Origin of the sequence: Paracoccus onubensis (assembly GCF_003591515.1) — a bacterium.
Taxonomy (GTDB): Bacteria; Pseudomonadota; Alphaproteobacteria; order Rhodobacterales; family Rhodobacteraceae; genus Paracoccus; species Paracoccus onubensis.
In genome coordinates this window covers 89,137-110,036 of the sequence record NZ_QZCG01000009.1, presented here as the reverse complement: position 1 = coordinate 110,036, position 20,900 = coordinate 89,137, and the positions used below count along the sequence as shown (strand labels likewise).

Genomic DNA, 20,900 nt, shown 5'->3' with positions numbered 1-20,900 from the left:
GCCATGGAATCCCTGATTGTTGCTTTTGGCATTCTTGCGCTGGTCATCTTCTTTCTGGGGATCGGCGTCTGGGTCTTTGCCGGCCTGCTGCTGGTCAGCACTGTCGGTCTGGTCTTGTTCATCGACATGCCGTTCCACCGTATCGGAACCATTCTCGCGCCACTGGTGATCCGCAGCTCGACCGCATGGGAACTTTCCGCCATCCCGATGTTCATCTGGATGGGAGAGATCATCCTGCGAACAGATGTATCGACCCGGCTTTTCAAAGGGCTGTCGCCCCTGACCTATTATCTTCCCGGCCGGATGCTGCATACGAATATTCTCGGCTCCGCCGTCTTCGCCGCGATCTGCGGATCAAGCGCGGCGACCACGGCGACCGTCGGCAAGATCACGATCCCCGAACTGAAGAAACGCGGCTATTCGAATGCGCTGTCCTATGGCTCGCTTGCCGGTGCAGGCAGTCTCGGGCTGTTGATTCCGCCTTCGATCATGATGATCGTCTACGGGGTTCTGGCCGAGGTTTCCATTTCGCGTCTTTTTGCCGCCGGTATGATCCCCGGTCTGATGATCGCCGGTATCTATTCGGTCTATGTGATCATCTACAGCCTGTTCCGGCCCAACGTGGCGCCGGCGGATTCCCATGCGCCCGGCTTCAGGGACATGATCACGGGTGTCTGCAATCTGGCGCCCATTGGCATCCTGATCGGGGTCGTCCTTGGCGCAATCTATTCCGGCCTTGCCACGCCATCGGAAACGGCCGCAATCGGGGTTGCCGTAACGCTGATCTATGCCGCCTGCACCTGGCAATTGTCATGGAATACCTTTATTTCCAGCCTCACGGCAGCAGTTCATACAAGCTGCATGATTTCGGCAATCATGATCGCGGCGGCATTCATGTCCACCGCCATGGGCTTCATGCATGTACCCCACAATATCGCCAGGGTCATCGACGGTCTGGAACTGTCGCCTTATCAGCTGATCTTCATTCTCGTGCTGTTCTATCTGTTGCTGGGCATGTTCCTTGAGGGTATCTCGATGATGGTGATGAGCCTGCCGATCACGCTGCCGCTGATCCTGGCCGCGGGCTTCGATCCGATCTGGTTCGGTATCTTCCTGATCCTCATGGCAGAGCTGGCGCAGATCACCCCGCCCGTGGGTTTCAACCTGTTCATCCTTCAGGATCTGACCAAGGTATCCATCACGCGGATCATCGCTGCATGTGTGCCTTTCTTCCTGCTGATGTGTTTCGGCGTCGCACTGATCACGGTATTCCCCGAGATCGTCCTGTGGCTGCCCGACTACCTGTTCCAGAGTGGCGGAGGATTGCCATGAACCGGCTGACCGGAAAGGTCTGTGTGGTGACCGGCGGCGCATCTGGCATCGGTCGGGAAACCGCGCTTGCCTATCTGCGCGAAGGCGCAACGGTTCATGTCCTCGATCGAGACGGACAGGGACTGGCGCTTCTGGCCCGGCAATACCGCGAATTGCATGTGGTCGAGATCGACATCACTGATAATGAGGCGGTGAGCCGGTTTCATTCTGGGCTGGAACGTCTGGATGTGCAGTTCAACTGCGCCGGTATGGTGGCGGTGGGTGATCTGAACGCATGCACTCCCGACGACTGGCAACGGTCGCTGGATCTGAATGTGACCTCTGTCTACCTGATGATGCGCGCGGCGGTGGAGCTGATGCTGCGGCAGAGAAGCGGCAGCATCATCAATGTCGCATCGGTCATTTCGTCGATCGGGGCCGCGCCGGACCGGTTCGCCTATGGGGCAACGAAAGCGGCGGTGATAGGTATGACCAAATCGGTTGCGCTTGATTATGCCTCGGCCAATATCCGTTGCAATGCGATCTGCCCCTCGGCGGTGGAGACACCGTCGATGACCGCGCGGATCGAGGCCATGCCCGACAGCGCGGCCGCGCGGCAGAGCTTCGACGCGCGGCAACCTCTTGGCCGCATGGGCACCCCCGCCGAGATTGCCGAACTTGCGGTTTATCTTGCCTCGGACCTGTCCGGCTTCATGACCGGCAGCGAACTGGTTATCGACGGAGGCGCGAAATTATGACCTCAGACGCATCCGTCCGGGCGGCGATTATCGGCTTGGGCCGTTGGGGGAGAAACCTTGTGGCCGCCAATGCCGCCAATCCGGCATCTGCGCTGCGTTTTACCCATGCCGCCACAGGAACGCCCGACAAGGCGCGGCCTTTCTGCCGCGAATACGGGCTGCAGTTGCTGCCGGGCCTTGAAGAGGTGCTGGGCAGTAATCGGGTCGATGCCGTTGTCCTTGCCACCCCGCATAGTCAGCATGGTGCGCAGATCTGTCGGGCGGCGCGCGCGGGCAAGCATGTCTTGGTGGAAAAGCCCCTGACACTTGCCCTTGCCGAAGCCGAAGCGGCTGTTGCCGCGGCACAGGCGGCGGATGTCAAGCTTTGCGTTGGGTTCAATCGCCGTTTCCTGCCTGCCTTTCAGCAGCTTGAGGCAAGCGTTGATGCCGGTGCGCTGGGTCGGATCCTGCATGTCGAGGGCGCGTTTTCGGGAAGTTTCGGTTATGGATATACCGATCAGATGTGGCGCGGTGACACGCAGGAAAATCCGGCGGGTGGCATGGCCGCTATGGGGATTCATATCCTTGACGCGATGATTGCCCTGCTTGGCCCTGTGCGCAGGGTATCGACCGTCAGCCGCCGCATCGCGGCGCCTGCGCAATTGAAGGATGTGACCAGTGTCATGCTGGATTTTCATTGCGGGGCGACTGGCAGCCTGTCGACGCTGATGACCACCGGCAGCTTCTGGCGGCTCCATGTCTTCGGCTCGGAGGGCTGGGCGCAAATGCCGGATCAGTCCAGTCTGATCACCTGTGATCTGGCGGGGACGCAGGAATGCAGGAGTTTCGATCCCTGCGACGGCCTTGCGCGGGAGCTTGACGCATTCGGGGGCAATATTCTCGCGAATCAATCTTATCCGGTGACGTATCATCAGGCACTGAGCGGTGTCGCGGCCATGCAGGCCATCGCGATTTCCGCGGAACATAATGCAGAGTGGACGGAGGTCGAATCCCCCGCTACATCCTTGGTGTGCCCTATGGCCTGAATGAATGCATCTGGCCGTGAATATTGATTCAAAGCGTTTCAGGATAAAAATGAATAAATCGGTGGACGAAAGGGATGGTCAGAAGGTCGCCAGAAAGATCCGCGAGGCCATTCTGAGACTGGAATTGCGGCCGGGATTGACGCTGGACGAAGCGGACCTTGCCGAACAGATGAATGTTTCACGCACACCGGTGCGCGAAGCCATCATTCAGCTTATCTCCGACGGGCTGGTGCATCGCCACGGTCGCAAGGCCATTGTCGCCACGATGGATTTCGACGAAGTTCCGAAGCTCTATGACGCCCTGCTTGTTTCAAGCCGCCTGATTCACCGGCTGGCCGCCGAACACCGGACCGACGAGGATCTGGCCGCGATCCACAAAACCATGCTGGCTTTCGAGCGCAGCAAGGATGTATCCAACGGTGTCGAAAGGTCCGAGGCGAATCTGCAATTTCATCTGGCGATTTCGCGTGCGGCGCATAACCGTTATTTTTCGACTTTCTACGACAATGCGCTGCTTGGGACGATTCGTCTGGCGAGGGCCTGTTTCGCTCAGATCAGCACCGTTGAATATCTGAACCCCACGACGAAAGAAGAGCTTGCGACGCATCTGGCGGAAACCGAACGCCAGCATCGTGCCCTATATGCCGCAATCGACGCATGTGACGTCGAACTTGCCGATAAATTGGCGGTAGATCATTATGTCCTGACCCGAAACCGGGTCGAGAAGGTCCTGTTCCGGGTAGATCCGGCCGTGGAAAATATGGATCTGTCAAAAGAATTGCCCTGAATTCTTCGCGGATATCTGGCGGATTCTCATCCGGTTGCATGCATGTGACCGGATGATTCCGTCCGGCCGACATGGCCATCGGCCGCGCTGCACCCGATCTGCGCGGCAAGAAAATTTTCAAAGAACCGTTAAATATCGCTGATCATGCGCATCGCGCATTGACTGGGGATGCCATTATGATACCAGTGGTCATACCACGGTTAGATGAATGGACGGATTTGTGTCGATTGTTCGTGAAAAGGCGGAAGGCAAGGGGGGCTATGAAGGCGTCGTGGCCTATCTGCGCGAACAATTGCTTTCGGGTGAGTTGAAGACCGGTGATTGCCTTTTGCCCGAAAGAGAGCTTTCGGCCCGTCTGGGTGTCAGTCGCCAGGTCCTGCGGGAAGCCTTGCGTGCATTGGCGATGATTGGCGCGGTCGAGATCCGCCATGGCGTCGGCACCATCGTCAGCCGGCCCGATGTCTCGACCCTGGGCGAATTCTTCACCTTCGCGCTGGCGCAGCAGTCGGAGGTGATCGATGATATCATGGAAGCGCGGATCGCCATCGAGCACCACGCCATCCGTCTTGCCTGTCGTCGTGCCGGGCAGGCCGATTTTGACCGCCTGGCCGAGCGTCTGTACGATATCGTGGAGACCATCCACGATCCTGAGGCGGGCGGGCATGCCGATTTCCGCTTTCACGAAGCATTGGTGCAGGCGGGCGGTTCACCGACGCTGATCAGTCTTTATTCCTCGATCGCCTCTCTGATGATGCGCTCGCATCTGGATCGCCGCGAGCAGATCATCCAGGTCGAGGGGATCACGGAATTCCTGATCGATCATCATCGCAAGATTTTCGAGGCGATCGTCGCGCGCGATGCGGGCGTCGCCGACGAATTGCTGACGCGTCATTTCGAGATCGGCGCTGATTTCAGGCGGCGGGCCGGCTTCCGCAGTGCGGCCGCCAATCTTCGCAGTAGCGCGTCAGAGACCAATATCATCCAAGGAGAACAGAATGCAGATCGTGATCGGTAGCGACCACGCCGGGTATCACCTGAAAGAGAGTGTCGTGAATTTCCTGCGTGAGCTTGGTCACGACCTTGTCGATATCGGCAGTTTCAATCCCGATCCGGTGGATTTTCCCGATATCGCGCGCAGCCTTTGCCAGAAAATTCGTAGCGGAGAGGGCGAGCGTGGCCTGCTGATCTGTGGCACCGGCGTCGGGGCCGTCATTGCGGCCAACAAGATCAAGGGGATCCGGGCAGCTGTCTGCCACGATGTGCATTCGGCCCATCAGGCGGTCGAACATGACGATGTGAACGTGATGTGCATCGGGGCGCAGATCGTCGGAGCCTGGCTGGCGCGGGATCTGGTCCAGTCGTTTCTGGATGCACGTTTCGTGCAGGATGATGATTTCATTCGCCGTGTCGAGAAGCTTGCGCAGCTGGAAGAAGAAAATTGACGATCGGGCGGATGCCAAGCCATCGCTTTGCATTGCGCCGGAAAAGTGAAATCTGGGAGGAGACAGGCGATGTCTGTGCAGACGAAGGGAAGTGTTGGCTTCCTTGGGCTGGGGGTCATGGGGCGTGAAATGGCCCGCAATCTGGCTGCGGCCGGTTTTGGTGTAAAGGCCTATGATGTTGTTCCGGCTGCGATCGATGCGATGGCGGAAACCGGTGTCACCCCTGCTGCGAGTATCGCGGATGCAGCTGCCGATGCCGATATCGTCATCTCGATGCTGCCCGATACGCCCCAGGTCGAAGAGGTCGTGCGCGGAGACGGGGGATTGCTGTCCAGCCCACCGCGGGGCGGGCTCTATGTGGACATGAGCACTATTGCCCCCGAGGCGACCCGCAAACTGGCGGCCGATCTGCTGCAGGCGGGGGTTCAGATGCTGGATGCACCGGTGTCGGGCGGCCCGGTGGGCGCAAGGGATGCCACGCTGACGATCATGGCCGGCGGTGAGGCGGCGGCTTTCGAGCGGGCGCGCCCGTTCTTGCAGGGCATGGGCTCGACGATCAACCATGTCGGCGCCTCGGGGGCCGGACAGACGGTGAAGCTTTGCAACCAGCTGATCTGCGGCATCAATCTTCAGGCCATTTGCGAAGCCTTTGCATTGGGACGGGCATGCGACATCGATCTTGTCCAGATGCGAGAGGTCCTGATGGGCGGGTCCGCCAATTCGTGGATGCTCGAAAATCTGGGTGCCGCCATGATCGAGGGCGATATTTCGGCCGGATTCCGTATCGATCTGATGATGAAGGATTTGCGTCTGGTGCTGGGCGCTGCGCAACAGAACCTCGTTCCACTTCCGGCGACCAGTCTCGTCACCTCGCAATATATCGACGCACAGGCCCATGGCGAGGGCGCGAACGGCAATCAGGCGCTGTTCCGGGTCTATGACCGCATGTCGGGACGGCCGACCCGGCCCGACACCCCCGCGAGCCTCACATGATACTGGACTTCACGCTTATCATCGCCCGCTGGCAGATGCTGATGGACGGTGCCTGGCTGACCGTTCAGCTGGCCGCGGTGACGACGCTGACGGGTTTTCTGGTCGGAACTCTTTGCGCCGTGGCGCGGCGGTCCCGCTTCCGCCTTGCCGCATCCACGGCGGGACTCTATGTCGAAGCCATCCGAAATACGCCCTTTCTGGTGCAGATCTTTCTTGTCTATTTCGGCCTGTCGAGCCTTGGTCTGTCCTTGTCGGCCGTCACGGTCGCCATTATCGCGCTGACGATCAATGTGGGAGCCTATACCGCCGAGATCATGCGGGCCGGGTTCGACTCGATCCATCGCGGCCAGTGGGAGGCCGCCGAGACATTGGGGCTGACGAAGTTTCAGCAATACTGGCATGTCGCGCTCCGGCCCGCGATGGAGCGGGTCTATCCGTCCCTGTCCAGCCAGTTCATATTGCTGATGCTGGCCTCTTCGGTGACTTCGCAGATTTCGACCGAGGAACTGACGGCGGCTGCAAATTTCATCCAGTCCGAGACCTATCGCCCCCTCGAAACCTATCTGCTGATCGCGCTGATCTATGTCGCGCTTTCGCTGGCCATGCGCGTGGTCTTCTGGGGCATCGGCATGATCATCTTTCCCCGACGCCGACGCCTTGGAACCAGCTTGTAGGATCTGAAAATGGATACGGCTCTCAACCTTAACCATATCGGGTTCCTGCTTGATGGCGCGCTTTGGACGCTTGTGCTGTCGCTGATGGCTTTCCTGGGCGGCGGTCTGGCGGGCTTTGCCGTCGCCATGGGGCGGATTGCCCCGCAGAGAATCATCCGCATCCTGACAACGGGTTATGTCCAGCTGGTTCAGGGCACGCCGCTGCTGGTCATCATGTTCGTAATCTATTTCGGATTGCCGACACTGGGCTTCTCCATATCGCCCCTGCTTGCGGCCGGCCTGTCGATGACCATCTATGTCAGTGCCTATCTGGGGGAAATCTGGCGCGGGGCCATTCAGTCCGTGCCGCGGGCCCAGTGGGAGGCTGCCGAATGCCTGGCGCTGAGTCGCGGGCAAAGAATGTTCAAGGTCATCCTGCCGCAAGCAATCCGGATCGCCACCCCGCCCACCGTGGGTTTTTCGGTCCAGATCATCAAGAATACCTCGCTTGCCTCGGTTGTGGGATTTGTCGAACTGACCCGCGCGGGCCAGCTTATCAATAATTCGATCTTCGAGCCGTTCATGATCTATCTGATCATCGCCGGTCTCTATTTCTGCCTGTGCTTTCCCGTCTCTCTGCTCAGCCGACGGCTTGAGCGGACGGGTGTTGCTCGCGCGCAGAGGATCGAACTCGTCTCAGCCTGACATTTCAAATCGGAGCGCCTCATGTCCATCGTCGTCCTCGACAATGTGAAAAAAAGTTTCGGTGCAGTAACGGTTCTGCATGGCGTGTCCTTCTCGGTCGAGAAGGGGCAGGTGATGGCCCTGATCGGCGCCAGCGGATCCGGCAAGAGCACCGCCCTGCGCTGCATCGACCGGCTGGAGCAGATCGATAGCGGCCGGATCGAGGTTTGCGGCCATCAGGTCGCCAGTGCCGATCTGGATCTGCGCAAGCTGCGCCTGGATGTCGGCATCGTCTTCCAAAGCTATAACCTGTTTCCGCATCTGACGGTCGAACAGAATATCACGCTGGGACCGGTTTCGGTGAAGCGGATGCCGAAATCCGAGGCAAGGAAGATCACTGCAGATGTATTGGCAAAGGTCGGGCTGGCCGACAAGGCCTCTGCCTATCCCGAACAGCTTTCGGGTGGCCAGCAACAACGGGCGGCGATCGCGCGATCACTGGCGATGCAGCCAAAGGTGATGCTGTTCGACGAGGTGACCTCGGCCCTTGATCCCAAGCTGACCGGCGAGGTTCTTCGCGTGATCGAGCAGCTTGCCGACAGTGGCATGACGATGATCATGGTGACCCATGAGATGAATTTTGCGCGGCGTATCGCCGACCGGATCGTCTTCATGCATGACGGCAGAGTACACGAACAGGGCGGCGCGGAGATTCTGTCTGCGCCCGCCACGCCCGAGCTGCGCGATTTCGTTTCGAACGAACTTTGACAATCGGGCAGCCTGAATGCCCGACATATTGTGGAGGAGAAGATGATGAAGAATCTTGGAAAGATGCTGGCCGCCGGTATGGCAGCCGCCGTATTGGCGCAGCTGCCGGTCACGGCTATGGCGGATCAATATGCCGATATCATGGCCGCAGGAAAGATCCGGGTTGCCACCGATCTTGCGATTCCGCCATCGGGTATGCTCGATGACGATCTGCAACCTATCGGATCTGATGTCGAAACCGCGCGTCTGCTCGCAGAAGACTGGGGGCTGGAACTGGAATTCGTCGAGACCACGGGTGCCACACGGATCCCGAACCTGCAGACCAACAAGGCGGATATTGTCATTTCCACCCTGTCGGTCACGCCGGAACGGGCTGAAGTGATCGATTTTTCCGAAGCCTATGCCGCGCTTCGGTCAGTTGTCGGCGCTCCGGCAGATTCGGATATCTCGGGCTGGGAGGATACCCAGGGCCTTGCGATTTCCGTAACACGCGGCACCACTCAGGACACCCATCTGACGCCTCAGGCCGCAGAGCGTGGTTTCACCGTTACCCGATATGAGGATGACGCCACGTTGGTGACCGCCGCTGTCAGTGGGCAGGCCAAGGCCGTGGCCACCTCCGAAACGCTGGTGCAGCAGATCGGCGAGCGCAATCCGCAGCTTGCGTTTGAGCCGAAATTCACGATCGAAACCTTTGATCTGGCTATCGGTTTGCGCAAGAATGAACCGGAACTGAAGGCAAAGCTTGACGAGTGGGTCGAGACCAATCTGAAAAATGGCAAACTGAACGACATTTACGAGAAATATCACGGCGCGTCATTGCCCGAGGAAATGCTGCAATAGTCTGATATCATCACCAGCACCGGGCGGGCCTATGCGAGTGTTGATGTCGCTCGCATGGGTCTTTCTGCGCGGCATTTTTACATCGTCTTTCAAGGTAGATGGCGCCATGTCGTGGGTCAGGCGTGTCTGAAAGGCAATTACTGAATCTCGTTGATATAGACATCGTCGCTTGTTGTCGCGCGATGTGAGTTCAGCAGGATGGGCTGCGCCTGCTCGTCATAAGCCACCTCCCGCAGCACCAGCACGGCGGCGGGATGCGACAGGTTCAGCAATGCGTGATCTTCAGCATCCGCGATACTTGCTTCGATCTGTTCGCGAATGGCTGAAATTTTAAGCCCATATTCGTTCCACAGCATCGGATAGAGCCGCGCCGGAACCCGGGCGGGGTCTGTCGGGAAACCAGGGACCAGCCGACAAGGTATCACGATCGTCTCATGCATGACCGGACGGTCATTCACCAGACGCAGACGATGCAATGCATGAACCTGGGTGCCCTCTGGAATCGCTAGCCGCCGCGCCTCGTCGGTGGTCGCTGCGCGGGATTGCAGCTCCAATACGCGCGCGGTGGAGTTCTGCAAGTCACCGGCGCGGGAATGCAGCCGGAAATATGTGTAGTAAAAGCGCAGCGAATGACGCGGTGTGCGCCCGGTAACGACTGTCCCGGTCTTGCGCCGTCTTGCAAGCGTCCCCTCGGACACCAATTCGCCCAAAGCGCGTCTGATCGTGCCGACCGAGACACGAAATTCCAGCGCAAGCGCGGTTTCAGACGGCAGGACGGTTCCTGTCTGCCATTCGCCGGAAGTGATTCTTTCGGCAATCTGGTTTGCAACCGTCCGATACATCGGGGCGTAGGCAGTATCTTTGTTTAAAATTTCATCACTCCCATCGTTCCGGCTGACCGCCTTTGGCATTTCATTGAACTGATCGCGGCAACGGTCTTGACGTCAAGCCCGCAGTTCTGTTTATTTCTATATAGTTTATAGTTTTCATCATGCGCCGCAAGCGCCCATTTGGAAGCAAGCGACATCGGAATGACCCAGAACACGGCATTTGCCCGGGCCGACAGATTGATCGAGACCGACCTCAGCCTGGCGGTGGCGGACCTCGCACGGATGGTAGCGACGGATACGACATTCCCGCCCGGCGCGGGCTATGACGCGTTTGCCGCGCTGATGGAAAGCATTCTGGCACCATTGCGGATGACCACACGGCGGGTCACCGTGCCCAAGGATTTATGGCATGTCGAAGACGGACCGGCCTTTGGCGCGCGGACCAACCTGATCGCGGACATGCAGGGCGATCTTCCGGTTTGCAGTCTTTACTTCCATGTCGACACTGTCTGCGCCGCGCGTGGCTGGAAGCGCGATCCTTTTCGGCTGACCGAAGAAGAGGGCGTTCTTTATGGTCTTGGCGCCGCCGATATGAAAGGCGCCATTGCCGCGGCCGTTCACGCCCTGCGCGTAGCCGAGGAAACCGGCCTGCAATTGGCCTATCGTCCGCAACTGCTGCTATGCACCGATGAGGAAGGCGGACTTTATCCCGGCATTCGCTATCTGGCGGAACAGGGCTTGATCGACGGACATCTGTTGAACTTCAACGGCTCGGCCGGGCCGCGGATCTGGGGAGGCTGCTTTGGCAGCTTCAATCTTCAGGTCACGGTGGACGGTTTCGCCGCACATGCCGCCGACCGTGCGCAGCGGGGCGTGAATGCGATCGAGGCGGCATTGCCGATGATGCAGGCGGTGCAGGATCTGCGGCCGTCTATTGCTGCACGCGTCTCGGATCTGCCAGTGCAGCCCGGAGCAGAGCCGCTGCGCCCGCAGATTGCGGTCACGGTGGCGAATGGAGGAACCTGCGGCGGTCAGGTGCCTGACCGCTTTACCTTCGTGGTCTCGCGCCGCTATGCTCCAGAGGAAGATTTCGCAGCCGCCCGGGCCGAGATCGAAACCGTGCTTTCTGCCGCCTGCCCGACAGGCGCACGCTCTCGCTTCGACCTGATCGGCCATCTGACCCCCACGGCAGATCCCGAAGGGCCGCATTACCCGCGCTGGATCAAAGCGGTTCAGCACGGCTTTGGCTATGGCGCGGAAGAGTTCGTGAAATATGGCGCCGCCAGCGCATCGGATTCAGGCTACGTTCAGCAGGCCGGTGTGGCGCAAGAGATCATTCTTGGCGGGCTGATCCGTCCTGCCGCGAATGCGCATGGCGCCGAAGAACACACCACCCGCGCCGATCTTGCCGCATTGTCGCGCGCGATATTGGCCTATCTGGCCGATGATTTCGCGGCCGAGCTTAATCCAGATAAATAAGTCCAACCGAGGAGTTCCAGAATGTCCTTCAATCGTCGAGCATTCCTGAAGACAAGCACCGCCATCGCCGCCCTTGCCGTCGCGGCCCCGCATCTGGCACTTGCGCAGGCAGAGCCGGAACAGGGCGGGACGCTGCGTGTGGCCGTTGATCAGGCCATCAGTGTCATCCATCCCCTGCTGACACGGGTGAATCCAGAATATCTGGCGGGAGAGTTGCTGTATTCCGGCCTGACCCGGTTGGGCACAACGATGGAGCCGGAACCAGATCTTGCGACCTCGTGGGAAGCCGATGACGATCTGACCGTCTGGACCTTCGTCCTGCGAGAAGGTCTGAAGTTCCATGACGGCTCCGACTGCACCAGCGCGGACGTGGTTGCCAGTTTCGAGGCGATCCTTAACCCCGAGCTGGCCTCACCGGCGAGCAATAATGTCGGTCCGATCGAGACGGTTGAGGCCATCGACACGACAACGGTGAAATTCACCCTGTCGTCACCCTATGCCGATTTCCCGGCTGCGCTGGCCTATAACAATGCGCGGGTCATTCCCGCCTCGGTGATCTCCGACGATTTCGGCAGCCTGCGATCCACCGCGATCGGAACCGGGCCGTTCAAGCTGGTTTCCTACGAGCCGGACCGGCTTGTGGTGGTCGAACGCAACCCGGATTACTACGATCCGGCGCGTCCCTATCTGGACCGGGTCGAACTGCATGTCTTCCCGGATCCGGGGGCACAGGTGTCCTCGCTGATCGCGGGCGATATCGATTTGGTGATGACCATCGGGCCGAATGATTTCATGCGGCTCGAAGGGCAGGATGGCGTCGATGCGCAGCGCGTTGCCTCGGGGCAGTTCTGCAATGTCAATTTCGGCTGCGATATGGCGCCATTCGATGATGTGCGGCTGCGTCAGGCGCTGGCTCTGACCATCGACCGCCAGGCCATGGTTGACTTCATGACCGAAGGGTTCGGCACCATGGGCAACGACACGCCACTGAACGAAGCCTATCCGTTCTTCCAGCCGGTGCCACAGCGCGAAAAGGATATCGAACGGGCAAAGGTATTGCTGGCAGAGGCAGGTTATCCCGATGGGTTCGAGGCGGAACTGATCGCGTCAGACCGTCCGGCAATCCGTACCCAGCTTGCCGTCGCCTTGAAGGAAATGGCGAGCGAGGCGGGCATCACCATCAATGTGACGACGATGCCGCATGCAACCTATCTTGATCAAGTCTGGACCAAGGGGGCGTTCTATATCGGCTTCTACAACATGCAGCCGACACCGGACGGCATCTTCAGCCTGCTGTTCACATCGGATGCGGCCTGGAACGAGACCCGCTGGAACAACAAGGAATTCGACGAGCTGATCGGCAAGGCCCGCGCCGTCAGTGCCGCCGAAGAGCGCACGGCGCTTTACACCGAAGCGCAGGCGCTGATGAATGAAGAGGCTCCGTCGATCATCCCGGCCTTCTTCGATATGCTGGGCGCCAAGCGCAGCTGGATGCAGGGCTACGACATCCACCCGCGCGGATCGGTCTTCCGGCTTGATTTTGCCTGGCTCGACGGCACTGCGCCGACACGTCAGGGATAAGCACGAGAGCGGCCGGCCCGGATAATTCCGGCGGCATGATTCCAACGGGAAGAACGGCTTACGATATGGGTAACTGACGTGTCGGCGAACTACATTCTCAAGCGCATCGCGCTGATCTTCTATACGCTGTTCATCGTCTCGGTGCTGGTGTTCGGGATCACCCAGATCCTGCCAGCGGACGCCGCCGTGATGATGCTGGGCGAAAACGCCACGCAAGAGGCGTTGGAGGCCCTGCGCCAGCGCATGGGCCTGAACGACCCGGTCTGGATGCAATATCTGCATTGGGCCGGAGGCGTGCTGCAAGGTGATTTCGGAACCTCGCTGCGGACCGGTCAACCAGTCGGACCCGCGCTGTTCTCGGCCCTTGGGACCTCGCTGACGCTGGCGGGGTTCGCGTTGATCTTCATGCTGATCCTGGCGATGCCGATGGGCGTGATCGCCGCCATACGCCGGGGCAAACCCGCCGATCTGATCGTGGGTTTCATCTCTTATATCGGAGTCTCGCTGCCGGAATTCGTGACCGCTACACTGGCTGTCATGCTGGTCGCGGATATGTGGGGACTGCTACCGCCTGCCGGTTATATCCCGTTGTCGCAGGATTTCTGGGGCGGGCTGGAACGCCTGATCCTGCCGGTTGTCGTCGTTTCGGTGATGATGATCGCCCATGTCTCGCGCATGGTGCGGTCAGAGCTGGTCGATGTCATGCATACCGATTATATCCGGGCCGCCCGGCTGAAGGGCCTGCATCCGCGCCGGGTACTGTTCCGCCACGGGCTGCGCAATGCGCTGTTGCCGACTATCACCATCGTCGCGCTGGATGTGGGTTATCTGCTGGGCGGCGTGATCGTGGTCGAGGAAATCTTTTCCATCCCCGGCATCGGCCGATCATTGATGTCGGCGATCCAGAACCGCGATCTGCCCGTGATTCAGGCCGGTGTCATGATTATGGCGGCCACCTATTCCATCGTCAATTTCGCCGCCGACCTGATGTATGCGTGGCTGGACAAGAGGATCCAGTATGACTGACTTCCTCCGTCGTCTTTTGCGGACACCTCAGGGTTTTCTGGGTAGTCTGATCGTCGGCCTGATCCTGATCGCTGTCGCTCTGGGACAATGGCTGACGCCTTATGGCCCTGCCGACATGCAGGCTCTGGCCCGCTATGGCGCGCCGTCGATCGAGCATTGGCTGGGCACCGATCAATATGGGCGCGACATCCTCAGCCGATTGCTGGACGGCGCGCGCTCGACCGTGGTCATGGCGCTTCTGGCAACCTTTATCGGTACGCTGGGCGGTGCCGTTCTTGGTACCGGATCGGCCTATCTGGGCGGACGCGCGGATGAATTCATCATGCGCACGGTCGATGCAGTGATGGCGATCCCGTCGCTTCTGCTGGCGCTTCTGGTCGTGTCATTGCTGGGGTCAAGCTCGGCCAATGCGCTTCTGGCTATCGCCATCGCCTTCATGCCCAGCATGGCGCGGATCAGCCGGTCGGTCGCGCTGGCCGTGCGCAAGCAGGATTACGTCAGTGCCGCCATCGCCCGCGGCGAGGGCAGCACATATATCATCCTGCGCGAGATGCTGCCCAATGTCATTGCGCCGATCGTTGTCGAAATGACGATCCGCGTATCCTTCGCCGTGATGCTGTTCGCGACGCTGTCCTTTCTTGGGCTTGGGGCACAGCCGCCTGCGACCGATTGGGGGCTGATGGTGTCCGAGGCGCGGCAATATCTGCACCGGTCCTATTGGATCCTGCTCTGGCCAAGTGCCGCCATCGCACTGACCGCCATTGGGTTCAACCTGCTTGGCGACGGGTTGCGCGACGCCCTGAACCCCCGGACCTGAGGAATTGACGATGACCAACTCTAGCCAACCGGTCCTGCAAATACGCGACTATTCGCTGGCCTATCATGTTCCTGCCGGACCTGTGCCGGTCCTGAAGGGTATCAACCTCCAGATCGAAAGGGGCGAGATCCTTGGCCTTGTAGGGGAAAGCGGTTCGGGTAAATCCACGCTGGCGGGGGCGGTCATGCGCTATCTGTCCGGCAATGCCCATGAAAATGACGGCGGGATCTTCCTTGGCGATACCGATCTGCGCGCGCAAACCCAACGGGCGATGTCGGATATCCGGGGCAGGCGGATGAGCATGGTGTTTCAGGATCCGGCGACCTCGCTGAATCCCACCCTTCGCCTGGGCGAACAACTGGCAGAGGTTCTGATCCGTCATCGCGGACTGAGCCGGGCTCAGGCTTGGCGCGAGGGCGAGGCGCGGCTGGCTCATGTCGGGTTGAAGACGCCGGCAGAGATGATGCACCGCATGCCGCATGAGGTCTCGGGTGGGGAAAAGCAGCGGGTGGTGATCGCCACCGCCTTTGCCTGCAATCCCGAACTGATCATCTTCGATGAGCCGACGACGGCTCTTGATGTGATCACATCGCGCCAGATCCTTGATCTTTTCGCGGAATTGCAGTCCGAGACCGGTGTGGCATCGCTGTATATCTCGCACGATCTGGCGCTGGTGTCGCAGACGGCGGGTCGGGTCGCGGTTCTGGAAAAGGGCAATATCGTCGAAGAAGGCGAGACGCGCGAATTGTTCCGCAATCCGGTGCATTCCTATACCCGTGCCCTGATCGATGCCGTGCCCCGCCCGGAACGGCGGTTGGTGCAGCCATTGGCAGCGGCAAGTGCGCCGCCGCTGGTGACCATTCGCGATGTCAGCGTCAGCTATGGCCGTAAATCGCTTCTGGACAGCGTCCTGCGCCGGGATTTTCAGGCGGTGGTCGGCAATCGCGCTATCACGCTGGATATCCGCCCGGGTGAGGTGCTTGGCATCGTCGGCGAAAGCGGCTCGGGAAAATCCACGCTGGCCAAGGCCATGACCGGGCTGAACCGCTTTGACGGGCTGATCGAATTCGACGGTCGTCCCGTGCGCGGCCTGACCGATATGAACCGCGATTACCGCCGCGACGTTCAGATCATCTTTCAGCATCCCGATGCCTCGCTGAACCCGCGTCAGAAGATATCAGAGATCCTGGCGCGGCCGATCCGTCTTTACGGTGACCGTGCGGATGGTTCGGCGCGTGACCGCATCGCAGCCATGCTGGAGCGGGTGCGGTTGCCCGCAAGCTATATCGACCGCTATCCGCATCAGCTTTCGGGCGGAGAAAAGCAGCGCATCGCCATCGCCCGGGCATTCCTGTCCAATCCGCGTCTGGTCATCTGCGACGAGATCACCTCGGCTCTGGATGTTTCGGTTCAGGCTTCGGTGATCGATCTGTTGATGGAACTGCATCGCGACACCGGCGCGGCCTATGTCTTCATCACCCATGACATCAACCTGATCCGCCAGATCGCCCATCGTATCGCGGTGATGTATCGCGGCGATCTGATCGAGGTCGTCGAGGCGGACAGGATCGGCGATTCCGACCGCGCGCCCTATACACAGCAGCTTCTGTCGGCGGTGACAGCGCCCGCTTCGGCGCTTGGGGGGTGACGGAGGCAGTACGACATCTACTACCGGGGGCCTTTGGCCCGATTGTTCTCAGGAGAAGATAATGGACCGTAAAACACTGCTTGACAGTGTCGATGAGAAGGCTTGCCTCGACTTCGTGTCGATGATGGTCAGGCACAAGACCTATTCAGAGACCGAAGGCGAGACCATTCTGGTCAAGCGCATGGTCGAAGAGATGCAGGCTGTCGGGCTGGACGCGCATATTCATCATTTTGGCAGCAAAGGGCGCTGCAATGCGGTCGGGACATATAAGGGGAGTGGCGGCGGCAAAAGCCTGATTTTCAACGGCCATCTGGATACGAATCCGGCAACCGAAGGCTGGACGGTCGATCCCTGGGGCGGGCTGGTCGACGAAAACTTCATTTACGGCATCGGCGTGTCGAATATGAAATCATCCGATGCGGCCTATTTTTGCGCCGTGAGGGCGTTGAAGCAGGCTGGCGTGAAACTGAAGGGCGACGTGATCCTGACATTCGTGGTCGGGGAGTTGCAGGGCGGAGTCGGTACCGAGGCATTGATCCGCGACGGGTTGAAGGCCGATTATTTCGTCAATTGTGAACCCAGCGATCTGGTGGCGGTGACGATGCATTCCGCGGCGCTGAAGTTCCAGATCAACCTGATCGGCGATACGCGCCACCTGTCGAAGCGGGAAGATGCCGTCGATGCGGTGATGGCGGGATGCGATCTGGTGCCGCGCCTGAACGCGATGACTTTCTCGGGGGCGATGTCGCCGGAACACGCCTCGGTCAATCGCTGTCATGTGGGTGTTTTCAAAGGCGCGCTTGGCCGCGAGATGGAAGAATGGCGTCCGCCGCAAGTGGCGGATTATTGCGTCCTGAAAGGGTCTGCCCGCTACGCGCCCGGACAAACCCGCGAGGGTGTACTGGCCGATATGGAAAAGGAGCTGACGGCGCTGCGTTCCCGTTTCCCCGGGCTCAAGACGGAACTGATTTCGATGGACGCGATGGAGGAACAGGGGCTTTCCCTGATGCCACCCTACGAGGTCCGGCGCGACAGCGGGATCGTGACCGCGATCAACGCCGCCTACAAGGAGGTCCGGGGCGAGGAACAGCCCACCGGAGCGATTACGCCGACGCGCTTCTACGGATCGGATGCGGGCCATCTATACGAATTAGGCGGGATGGAAGGCATCGTCTGCGGCTGTGGCGGGCGCTACAATACGATGCCGGATGAGCGTGTCGATATTGTCGATTATATCGACATGATCAAGGTCTATATGCTTACCATCCTTAATGTCTGCGGTATCGATGAGGATGCCTGATATCCCGCAGGAATACCGCTGGCGTCTGGACAGGGCGCGGGCCGAAATGGACCGGGCCGGTTGCGATCTGCTGATCCTTGACAGCGGCGAGATCATGGCATGGCTTTCGGGCTTCACCGTCTCCGAAACCATGTATCGGGCGATCTTTCTTCCGCGCGAGGGCGATCCCTGGTTCGTATTGCGCGAACTTGACATGGCGCCTTGCCGCGAGGGCGGCTGGATCAGCGACATCATCGGCTATGCTGATGATGCGTGCCCGGTGACCGAAATGATCGCTCAGATCCGGGACCGAGGCCTCGGAAATGTCCGGATCGGAATCGATTTCAATTCGATCAGCTGGAACCCGGCGAGGATGGAGGCATTCTCTGCCGGGCTTCCGGGCGCAGCTTTCATCGATTTGCGGAGCCTGTCGGAATCGCTTCGTTGGATAAAATCCGCGCATGAGATCGATTTATTGACCCGGGCATCCATTATTGCGGACAAGGCGATGGCGGAAATCGTTGCCGCCGCCCAGCCGGGGCTGACCACGCGCGATGCCGCAGCGATTGCGGCAAGCTGTTTCCTGCGCTCGGGCGCGGATATCGGCGAGACCGGTCCGATCGTTTTGGGCAAAGGCAGCCACGAATTCCTTCACGGCCTGTTCCAAACGAATAGCCTGACGGCAGGCGATGTGCTGCATGTGGAGTTGACCCCGTATGTCTCTCGCTACGGGGCAAGACTCATGCGGCCTGTCGTGATCGGTGAACCCTCGGTCGGGCAATACGAGGCCGCGCAGACACTCGTGGCACTTCAGGATGAACAGATCGCGGCGATGAAACCGGGCGCGGTCGTGGCCGATGTCGATTGTATCATGCGGCAAGGTGCGTTGCAGGCGGGGCTGCGCGACGAATATAAAAATGTCACCGCCTACACGCTGGGCCTTTATATCCGAACGCCCCGCAGCAGCGATTTTTCCCGTGTTTTCCTGCCTGGTCAGACCTGGATGCTAGAGGAAAACATGGTCTTTCACGTCTATACGACCGCGCGGGGACTAGGGTTTTCCGAGACGGTTGTGGTGACGCCTGAAGGTGGCCAGCGGCTGACACGCTCGGCCAGAAAGATTCTGGGCAAGAGTTGAAAGCCATGGATATTCCGCTTCGGCAAGGGTAGCCGATAGCGGAAATGCTGAACTCAGCGAGTGTCCGGCGGGGGAAATTATCCGGGGCTCCTATCTCTCGGACGAAAAATTCTGCTTGAGATAGGTCAGGATGATCTCCTTGGTTTCCTCATCCGGTTCGACCATGCCTTGCGCCTCGACCATCCATGTCCACAACTCGTTCCAGCGGTGATCGGTCACGCGCTGCTGCTTTATGATTTCGGCCGAATGGCAGGCGACGCATTGGTAAAAAGTCTCTTCCGCACCCACGCCATCGGGCAGGCCACCCAGTTCTTCGTTGCCTGCCCCCTTGTCACCGGTATCGGCTTTGGCGCGAATGGCTGTCATGGGATCAAGCGGGTCCGAGCCTGCCGGCCTGCCGGCCAGCGCGCTCATCGGATCGGGTCTTGCGTCAGCCGCGGCCAGACCCGCCCCAAGCACCAGCACGGCCAGACCGGCCGCGCATTTCGTAATAATGGTCATCGCTCGCCTCATCCGCTCAGGCAACCGCGACAAGCGCGATGCGGTGCTGGATATTGTTGGCATAACCGCGAGGGTTCCAGACCGGGGACAGGGGCGGCTGGCTGATGCCATCCTGATCGGTCGCCCGGGCCCAGACCTCATAATAGCCATGCTGGGGCGGAGTCACATTCGCGCGCCAGCGTTGCCATGCAAAACGGTTTGGCGCGGGATCCAGTTCGGCTTCCTGCCAGGTCTGGCCGAAATCCAGAGAAACATGCATCGCGGCGACGTCCCCCTTGCCGCACCAGGCATGGCCCCGCACTTCCGCCGTTTCGCCGGCTTTGACCTCGAAGCCGGTTTCGGGGAAGGTGATAACGGATTTCACCGGCATTTCCATAAGGATGACCATGTCCTCCTCGGGCACCTCAGTGCCGGGCGCGACAGGATAGGCCGGGATGCGATAGGAATCGCCGGTCATTTTCGCGCCGTCATGTTCCTTGTCGCGAATCCAGATGCGATTGAGGTATTTCTGCGACGCCGATGCCGGATATCCCGGAACGATCAGCCGCAGGGGAAAGCCGTGCAACGCGGGCAGTGGTTCTCCATTCATTTCCCAGGCGATGATCGCATCTTCCTGCAATGCCTTGTCGATGGGGACACCCCGTGAAATGACCTCTTTGCCCTCTTCGCCGTTCAGATGCGCGTCATTGCCATAATGTCCGGTATAGACCGCGCTTTCCTTGATGCCCGCCTCTTTCAGCACATCGGCCAGCCGGACGCCGGTCCATTCCGGGCAGCCGACCGCGCCGACAGTCCACTGATTGCCCGATGTCCCCGGCTGGAAGAATGCGCGCCCGTTTCCGCCACATTCGATCACCAGCCGCCGCGTGACGTTTTCGAAACGTGACTTCAGATCTTCGATTGTCAGTTCCAATGGAGTGTCAACTTCCCCGTCAATGGTCAGCGTCCAGCCAGCAGCGTCCTGATCCAGCGCCGTTTGCGGGACAAGGCCATTCATGCGGATGAACAGCTTTTCATAGGGCGTGACATCGTCATCCAGCAGATGTGCCGGGGTTTCCGCGTTCAGCGGGCGGTTACCCAACACCACCAGCCCCTTTTTTGCCGCCATCAGATCCAGTCCGGTATCCTGGGCCAGAGCCACGGGAAACAAGCCTGCCGGAAGATTGCGCTCGAAGGGTATGGTCATGCCCAGCATGGCCCCCATCGCCGTCAGGCCGCTTGTTCTGAGAAAGCCGCGACGCGACCTGTCGGGCGCGTCCGCATCCCGCGTTGCTCCGGCGTTTCCAGACTGTTCAGACATGTTTCCTCCTTCGTGGCTTGGCACATCCCGGGAATCG

The 20,900-nt window shown here is 59.8% G+C and carries 21 protein-coding genes; 18 read left to right on the top strand and 3 right to left on the bottom strand.

From position 1 onward, the window contains the following. Positions 1 to 3: 3 nt before the first annotated feature. The 11 genes from D3P04_RS13920 to D3P04_RS13870 all read left to right on the top strand — a co-directional run bounded on the left by D3P04_RS13920 (position 4) and on the right by D3P04_RS13870 (position 9,264). Positions 4 to 1,332 (top strand): TRAP transporter large permease, encoded by a 1,329-nt coding sequence (locus D3P04_RS13920; protein ID WP_119749902.1) that lies wholly within the window; start codon positions 4 to 6, stop codon positions 1,330 to 1,332. After that, a complete protein-coding gene (locus D3P04_RS13915; RefSeq protein WP_119749900.1) occupies positions 1,329 to 2,069 on the top strand; it encodes an SDR family oxidoreductase in 741 nt (246 codons plus the stop codon). The genes D3P04_RS13920 and D3P04_RS13915 overlap by 4 nt, the downstream gene beginning before the upstream one ends. After that, the gene (locus D3P04_RS13910; protein ID WP_119749898.1) at positions 2,066 to 3,094 is read left to right on the top strand and encodes a Gfo/Idh/MocA family protein; all 1,029 of its coding nucleotides are present in this window, start codon (positions 2,066 to 2,068) and stop codon (positions 3,092 to 3,094) included. Before D3P04_RS13915 ends, D3P04_RS13910 begins: the two co-directional genes overlap by 4 nt. 49 nt (positions 3,095 to 3,143) lie before the next feature. Beyond that, the gene (locus D3P04_RS13905; RefSeq protein ID WP_182912858.1) at positions 3,144 to 3,881 is read left to right on the top strand and encodes a GntR family transcriptional regulator; all 738 of its coding nucleotides are present in this window, start codon (positions 3,144 to 3,146) and stop codon (positions 3,879 to 3,881) included. A gap of 208 nt (positions 3,882 to 4,089) precedes the next feature. Further along, complete coding sequence (locus D3P04_RS13900; protein WP_119749894.1) at positions 4,090 to 4,896, top strand: FadR/GntR family transcriptional regulator; 807 nt, start codon at positions 4,090 to 4,092, stop codon at positions 4,894 to 4,896. Then, a complete protein-coding gene (gene rpiB / locus D3P04_RS13895) occupies positions 4,877 to 5,323 on the top strand; it encodes a ribose 5-phosphate isomerase B (RefSeq protein WP_119749892.1) in 447 nt (148 codons plus the stop codon). Before D3P04_RS13900 ends, rpiB begins: the two co-directional genes overlap by 20 nt. A gap of 69 nt (positions 5,324 to 5,392) precedes the next feature. Then, positions 5,393 to 6,316, top strand: coding sequence for an NAD(P)-dependent oxidoreductase (locus D3P04_RS13890; RefSeq protein ID WP_119749890.1), 924 nt, complete (start codon positions 5,393 to 5,395; stop codon positions 6,314 to 6,316). Next, positions 6,313 to 6,990, top strand: coding sequence for an amino acid ABC transporter permease (locus D3P04_RS13885; protein WP_119749888.1), 678 nt, complete (start codon positions 6,313 to 6,315; stop codon positions 6,988 to 6,990). The genes D3P04_RS13890 and D3P04_RS13885 overlap by 4 nt, the downstream gene beginning before the upstream one ends. A 9-nt stretch (positions 6,991 to 6,999) precedes the next feature. Beyond that, positions 7,000 to 7,674 (top strand): amino acid ABC transporter permease, encoded by a 675-nt coding sequence (locus D3P04_RS13880; protein WP_119749886.1) that lies wholly within the window; start codon positions 7,000 to 7,002, stop codon positions 7,672 to 7,674. A gap of 21 nt (positions 7,675 to 7,695) precedes the next feature. Further along, complete coding sequence (locus D3P04_RS13875) at positions 7,696 to 8,421, top strand: amino acid ABC transporter ATP-binding protein (RefSeq protein WP_119749885.1); 726 nt, start codon at positions 7,696 to 7,698, stop codon at positions 8,419 to 8,421. 42 nt (positions 8,422 to 8,463) lie between these two features. Further along, entirely contained in the window at positions 8,464 to 9,264 is an 801-nt protein-coding gene (locus tag D3P04_RS13870) for a transporter substrate-binding domain-containing protein (RefSeq protein WP_119749883.1), read from the top strand. Between the two features lie 137 nt (positions 9,265 to 9,401). Here the strand turns inward: D3P04_RS13870 and D3P04_RS13865 are convergent, their stop codons facing one another. Continuing rightward, on the bottom strand, positions 9,402 to 10,106 hold the full coding sequence (locus D3P04_RS13865) for a GntR family transcriptional regulator (RefSeq protein WP_220475340.1): 705 nt from the start codon (positions 10,104 to 10,106) through the stop codon (positions 9,402 to 9,404). A gap of 189 nt (positions 10,107 to 10,295) precedes the next feature. On the opposite strand from D3P04_RS13865, the gene D3P04_RS13860 reads away from it, so the two are divergent. The 7 genes from D3P04_RS13860 (at position 10,296) to D3P04_RS13830 (ending at position 19,062) form a co-directional block, all read left to right on the top strand. Continuing rightward, positions 10,296 to 11,573 (top strand): M20 family metallopeptidase, encoded by a 1,278-nt coding sequence (locus D3P04_RS13860; RefSeq protein ID WP_220475339.1) that lies wholly within the window; start codon positions 10,296 to 10,298, stop codon positions 11,571 to 11,573. A gap of 21 nt (positions 11,574 to 11,594) precedes the next feature. Beyond that, positions 11,595 to 13,154: an ABC transporter substrate-binding protein gene (locus tag D3P04_RS13855; protein ID WP_119749879.1), complete on the top strand. Its 1,560-nt coding sequence runs from the start codon at positions 11,595 to 11,597 to the stop codon at positions 13,152 to 13,154. Between the two features lie 78 nt (positions 13,155 to 13,232). Further along, positions 13,233 to 14,180 (top strand): ABC transporter permease, encoded by a 948-nt coding sequence (locus D3P04_RS13850; protein WP_119749877.1) that lies wholly within the window; start codon positions 13,233 to 13,235, stop codon positions 14,178 to 14,180. Next, positions 14,173 to 14,997, top strand: coding sequence for an ABC transporter permease (locus tag D3P04_RS13845; RefSeq protein WP_119749875.1), 825 nt, complete (start codon positions 14,173 to 14,175; stop codon positions 14,995 to 14,997). The genes D3P04_RS13850 and D3P04_RS13845 overlap by 8 nt, the downstream gene beginning before the upstream one ends. A 10-nt stretch (positions 14,998 to 15,007) precedes the next feature. Further along, a complete protein-coding gene (locus tag D3P04_RS13840) occupies positions 15,008 to 16,645 on the top strand; it encodes a dipeptide ABC transporter ATP-binding protein (RefSeq protein ID WP_119749873.1) in 1,638 nt (545 codons plus the stop codon). A gap of 61 nt (positions 16,646 to 16,706) precedes the next feature. Further along, entirely contained in the window at positions 16,707 to 17,945 is a 1,239-nt protein-coding gene (locus tag D3P04_RS13835) for a M20 family metallopeptidase (protein ID WP_119749871.1), read from the top strand. After that, positions 17,938 to 19,062 (top strand): M24 family metallopeptidase, encoded by a 1,125-nt coding sequence (locus tag D3P04_RS13830; RefSeq protein ID WP_119749869.1) that lies wholly within the window; start codon positions 17,938 to 17,940, stop codon positions 19,060 to 19,062. Before D3P04_RS13835 ends, D3P04_RS13830 begins: the two co-directional genes overlap by 8 nt. A 90-nt stretch (positions 19,063 to 19,152) precedes the next feature. Here the strand turns inward: D3P04_RS13830 and D3P04_RS13825 are convergent, their stop codons facing one another. Next, the gene (locus D3P04_RS13825; protein ID WP_119749867.1) at positions 19,153 to 19,563 is read right to left on the bottom strand and encodes a cytochrome C-552; all 411 of its coding nucleotides are present in this window, start codon (positions 19,561 to 19,563) and stop codon (positions 19,153 to 19,155) included. Positions 19,564 to 19,579: 16 nt separating this feature from the next. Beyond that, entirely contained in the window at positions 19,580 to 20,863 is a 1,284-nt protein-coding gene (locus D3P04_RS13820; RefSeq protein ID WP_119749865.1) for a sulfite oxidase, read from the bottom strand. Positions 20,864 to 20,900 lie beyond the last annotated feature (37 nt).